This window comes from Nocardioides acrostichi (genome assembly GCF_015319165.1).
GTDB lineage: Bacteria > Actinomycetota > Actinomycetes > Propionibacteriales > Nocardioidaceae > Nocardioides > Nocardioides acrostichi.
This window is the reverse complement of the sequence record NZ_JADIVZ010000022.1, coordinates 1-3,900: the sequence shown is the minus strand read 5'-3', so window position 1 is coordinate 3,900 and position 3,900 is coordinate 1. Positions and strand designations below refer to the sequence as shown.

Annotated in this window: 1 protein-coding gene and 1 CRISPR repeat array; the gene reads right to left on the bottom strand. The window is 69.2% G+C overall.

Annotation, left to right across the window (positions count from 1 at the left end; translation table 11 throughout):
- Positions 1–388: 388 nt before the first annotated feature.
- Positions 389–1,657: an HNH endonuclease signature motif containing protein gene (locus tag ISG29_RS20325; RefSeq protein WP_194505278.1), complete on the bottom strand. Its 1,269-nt coding sequence runs from the start codon at positions 1,655–1,657 to the stop codon at positions 389–391.
- A gap of 282 nt (positions 1,658–1,939) precedes the next feature.
- A CRISPR array of direct repeats spans positions 1,940–3,738; the repeat unit is 28 nt; unit sequence GGCTCATCCCCGCGAGAGCGGGGAGCAC.
- Positions 3,739–3,900 lie beyond the last annotated feature (162 nt).

The window sequence follows — 3,900 nt, the reverse complement described above, 5'->3', positions numbered from 1 at the left end:
CCCGCAAACGCGCCACGATCTGCTCCGGGGTCAACCTCTTCGATGCAGCCATCAGGAACTCACACCGGTCCTCTCACTTGTGGATGGATTCTGCCAAGAACTGGACCGAAAAACGGGGGGCCGGACATCACCAATCACGCGCGTGCCCAACGTCCCCGGGTTCAACAGCTAGCGACGAGCGTGTCGAAACCCGGTGGGTTCGGTGGTTGAGCCGTGAGGAGCGCCAGCGACGAGCGTGTCGAAACCCGGTGGGTTCGGTGGTTGAGCCGTGAGGAGCGCTAGCGACGAGCGTGTCGAAACCCGGTGGGTTCGGTGGTTGAGCCGTGAGGAGCGCCAGCGACGAGCGTGTCGAAACCTGGTGAGATGAAAGCGGACCGCACACCGGGTCTCAGTTCCGGCGGGTGAACCTGATCGTGCTGGCCGCTCCGGGTGGTCCGGTCCGGGCGATGGTGGAGTTCCAGTGGGGGTCGTGGACCATGCGGTGGTGTCGCCAGCACAACAGCCGGCCGTCGGCGAGGTCGGTGGGCCCGCCGTGTGACCAGGGGGTGTCGTGGTGGGCCTGGCAGCGATGGGCAGGCGTTTCGCACCCTTCGGCGGTGCAGTGCCGGTCGCGCACCGCGAGGACGAGGCGTTGGCCCTTGGAGTACAGCCGCTGCCCACGACCCAGGTCGAGCGGGATCCCGTCGCCGTCGAGAACCACCGGGACCAGATTCGCCTCACACGCCAACCTGCGCGCGGTGGCCGCGGAGAGCCGGTCGCCGGTGTCGAGCACGGCCTCGGTCAAGCCACCGCGCAACGCATCGAGGGTCATCGTCACCACGACCGTGGCACCGAGGCCGCCGGTGGTGGGCAGATCCCGCTCGGCCAGCGTTTCGAGGAGTTCGCAGAACGCTTCACCGTTCTGCTGCGGGGTGGTCAGGTTCGCCTTCGGTTCATGGCCCTCGCTGTTCCAGTGGCCGGGTGCGAGGATCGCATCCAACGCCTTGCGCAGCATCGCACCGTGTAGGACGGGGAGTTGGAAGCGTCCGAACACGGTCCCGTGCCCGTCATCGCTCATCGTCAACCGAGCCCGTTGGGCGGCTTGTTCTTCCTCGGCCTCGAGCTTCTTGGCTGCCTCGGCTTCGCCGCGTTCGGGGTCGATGACCTCCAACAGGTGCCGACCCATCACCCGCAGATCCCTGGCGTCGTGGAGGGCTGCTTGTTCGACGAGGAAGCGTTCGGCCTTCTCGACCAGATCGGCATCGAGGTCGTCGGGGAGGTCGTCGAGGGCGCCCGCGATCACGGGTGCCTGCTCGCGGTTCACGGCCCCGTCGGCGAACGCGGCCCGGAGTACCTCGTAGCGTTCGAGGGCGTGGGCCAGCCACACCCGCCGCCTCGCCTCGGCACGGGTCAACCGGGCGGTGCCGGCGAGCCAGGCCGAGGTCTGAACGGCGCCGGTGGTGTCCGCCACGACGACCTCGCCCGCGTGCGCCAGCACCCGGTGCTCGAGCTCGACCAGGCGTGACTCCAATGCCGTCAACACGCTCAACGCCCCCGCCGTCGTGGCCTGGTCCAGCCCCAGCAGCGACAAGCCCTCGGCGTCGTCCAGGGCAGCGTCGAGTTGCTCGACTACCCGACCGATCGGGTGATCGAGTGGCTCGGCCACCAGAGAACTCATGTGGGCTAGTCAAGCCGTCACCACCGACAATCAGCCCCCGAAGACCGCCCATTCCACAGCCCCGCCGAAGACCGTGACCCAACCGTTATCAATATCGGTAGTGGAGGGAATCACTTCCCTGAGCTGAACGCACTGGGAAGTTGAAATACGTTGAAAACCCCTCTCGGATTAGAGCAATCGGCAGGAGCCGAGAGCCGGTCGATGGCCCTGGCTGGCTCGGCGTGGGTCCACGACACCCCATCTCGCCAAACGATGCACCACTCGCGCGTGACTACGTCCGGGATTTTATCCCCGCGAGAGCGGGGAGCACGTTGACCAGATGACCTCGGCCTTGCCTGAGATGGGCTCATCCCCGCGAGAGCGGGGAGCACGCCAACGTCTCGGGTAACGCCGAGCTCCTCGACGGCTCATCCCCGCGAGAGCGGGGAGCACGCTCAGGACGGCGACATGTAGCCGGCCTCGCCGGGCTCATCCCCGCGAGAGCGGGGAGCACTCGATCCGGGTGAAGCCGGGGGTCTCGGTGATGGGCTCATCCCCGCGAGAGCGGGGAGCACCATCAACCGTGCGGTGCTGTGCCGGCCCAAGGGGGCTCATCCCCGCGAGAGCGGGGAGCACGCATGTTGCCGCCAGTCCTGGGCCGCACCCTGGGGCTCATCCCCGCGAGAGCGGGGAGCACCCGGTCGGCAACGCAGGCACCCGCAAGGCCTGGGGCTCATCCCCGCGAGAGCGGGGAGCACCTCGACGACGCCCAGCCGGCCGTCATCGACATCGGCTCATCCCCGCGAGAGCGGGGAGCACTTGAGACCCCTCTGGACCTTGGGGCGGTTCTTGGGCTCATCCCCGCGAGAGCGGGGAGCACCAAGGTCGTGTCCTGATGGTGGAACCGCGGGTCGGCTCATCCCCGCGAGAGCGGGGAGCACCGACGAGACCCACCGCGTTGTCGACTACGACCCGGGCTCATCCCCGCGAGAGCGGGGAGCACCTGTTGGCCAACCCGCACCCCGACCTGACGCCGGGCTCATCCCCGCGACAGCGGGGAGCACTCCGGCGCCCGCGGCGTCCGCCCCCGCGTCCACGGCTCATCCCCGCGAGAGCGGGGAGCACTCGTAGCGGTGGGGCCGCTTGGTCTCCAGCGGGGGCTCATCCCCGCGAGAGCGGGGAGCACGACGGATCAGTGACTCGGGACCGTCTCGACGAGGCTCATCCCCGCGAGAGCGGGGAGCACTCGACCCTGGCTCACGAGCTGGGCCACCACCGGGGCTCATCCCCGCGAGAGCGGGGAGCACTTCTCGAGGTCGCCGGTCAGGCCCTGGAGAGACGGCTCATCCCCGCGAGAGCGGGGAGCACCCGGTGGGGCACCTCGCCCGTCGTCATGCCGACCGGCTCATCCCCGCGAGAGCGGGGAGCACTTCCTCGACGACGACCCCGCCATCGTCGGCGAGGGCTCATCCCCGCGAGAGCGGGGAGCACGACCTCCCCGAGGGTGCGTCGGTCGACCTCCAGGGCTCATCCCCGCGAGAGCGGGGAGCACACCCGTGAGGCACCCGACGAACCTCTCCGTTCGGGCTCATCCCCGCGAGAGCGGGGAGCACCATCCCTCGCTGCGCTGGGTGGCCGGTGACGCCGGCTCATCCCCGCGAGAGCGGGGAGCACCCCTGGTCGTTCACGTCGACCGTGTAGGCGAACGGCTCATCCCCGCGAGAGCGGGGAGCACGAGCCGTGCGCTCACAGGGCTGGGTATCGCGACGGGCTCATCCCCGCGAGAGCGGGGAGCACTTCGCGAAGGGGTTCTCGCTGCGCAGGCTGGTGGGCTCATCCCCGCGAGAGCGGGGAGCACCCGGCAGTCTGGTCGGTGCGGACGCCGGTGGCGGGCTCATCCCCGCGAGAGCGGGGAGCACATGCTGACCGCGCTGGTCGACAACAAGATCAACGGCTCATCCCCGCGAGAGCGGGGAGCACGTCGCGGTGCTGCTGGTCATCGGGTTCCTGGCCGGCTCATCCCCGCGAGAGCGGGGAGCACGCCCCGCTCTACCTCTCCCTGGCCGTCGCCACCGGCTCATCCCCGCGAGAGCGGGGAGCACGCCTCGTGAGCCGCCAGCAGTTCCATCCGCTGGGGTGTCGACGACGCTTGAAAACGAGGCCATAGCGACGGTCGAAAACGAGGCCACCCAGACAGATTGGATGGGTGATCTCTGTGGAGGATTGGGCTCTGATCCGGCGGCTGGTGGCGGACGGTGTTCCGC

Coding starts and splice junctions, on each gene's coding strand:
- ISG29_RS20325 (WP_194505278.1), bottom strand. CDS start 1,657: ATGAGTTCTCTGGTGGCCGAGCCACTCGATCACCCGATCGGTCGGGTA.